The organism is Curvibacter sp. GW821-FHT01G03 (assembly GCF_059422285.1).
Map to the genome: position 1 here is coordinate 1 of NZ_JBWKWP010000049.1, position 1,344 is coordinate 1,344.

General features: G+C 59.7%; 1 protein-coding gene. It reads left to right on the plus strand.

What is annotated here, in order from left to right:
- Positions 1–88: 88 nt before the first annotated feature.
- Positions 89–1,198, plus strand: a complete 1,110-nt coding sequence (locus AC07VS_RS28750) for an IS5 family transposase (protein WP_494752685.1) — start codon at positions 89–91, stop codon at positions 1,196–1,198.
- Positions 1,199–1,344 lie beyond the last annotated feature (146 nt).

A 1,344-nucleotide genomic window follows, 5' to 3' on the forward strand; every position in this document is an offset into this window, starting at 1 on the left:
CTAGCAGGCTGAAGAAATACCTCGCCGACCAGAGCAGTTGATGAGATCGCCGGCGGTAAGCTCCTGGCACCCTGGAATTTCTGACCTCATGCGCGGCACCGACACCTTTACCGAGAGCCTGTTTTCCTTTCGCAAGCTCGACGAGTTCGTGCCGGCCTCGCACCCACTGCGCCCCCTGCGCAAGATGGTCAACCAAGCCCTGGCCAAGATGGACGCCTTGTTCTCGCGCATGTACGAGGCCGACTCCCGGGGTGGGCGCCCCAGTGTGCCGCCAGAGAAACTGCTGCGTGCCATGCTGCTGCAGGTGCTCTACAGCGTGCGCTCAGAACGCCAGTTGATGGAGCAGGTCCAATACAACATGCTCTTTCGCTGGTTCATCGGCCTGTCCATGGACGACGAGGTCTGGGTGCCCAGCGTCTTCGCCAAGAACCGTGAGCGGTTGATTGAGCACGACGCGGTCGTCGAATTCTTCAACGAAGTGCTCAAGATTGCCGAGAAGAAGCGCTGGCTCTCGGGCGAACACTTCAGCGTCGATGGAACCCTGATCCAGGCCTGGGCGAGCCACAGGAGCTTTGTGCGCAAGGACAAGGACGATGACGACACGCCGCCGCATCAGCCTGGCAACTTCAAGGGTGAGAGTCGCAGCAACGACACCCATGAATCCAAGACCGACCCGGATGCACGGCTGTACCGCAAAGGCAAGACCGCCAGCGAGCTGCGTTACATGGGCCACACCTTGAGCGACAACCGACATGGCTTGATCGCCAATGCGGTGGTGACGGTGGCCGATGGCTTCGCTGAACGAGAGGCGGCCAAAGCCATGATCAACGATGCGCGCCAGGCGTTGGGGGACCCGGACAACTCCATCACGCTGGGGGCGGACAAGGGTTACGACGCGGCCGAATTCATCCGGGCCTGCGATGAGATGAAGGTCATACCCCATGTGGCGCAAAACAAATCAGGCCGACGCTCGGCGGTGCCTGAGTCTGTGGCCCAAACCCCAGGCTATGCCCAATCACAGAAGAAACGAAAGCTCATCGAGCAAGGCTTTGGTTGGGCCAAGACGGTGGGCTCGATGCGCCAGGTGATGGTGCGTGGACTGCAACGCGTGGACCAGATGTTTGTGCTGACGATGGCCGCCTACAACTTGGTGCGCATGCGTACCTTGGGGCAAATCCGTCTGCAGGGGGTGAATTGAGCGAGAAGGCGTGAAAAGTCGGGCTCGAATCGAAGAAAAGCTGAATATCAAACCCTGACATGTCGGAATGTGAAAGGAAGACGCTGGCCTGCAGAGTTCGGGTCATTGCCTTCATTGCGGCGGGCGGTATTTCAGCAGCCTGCTAG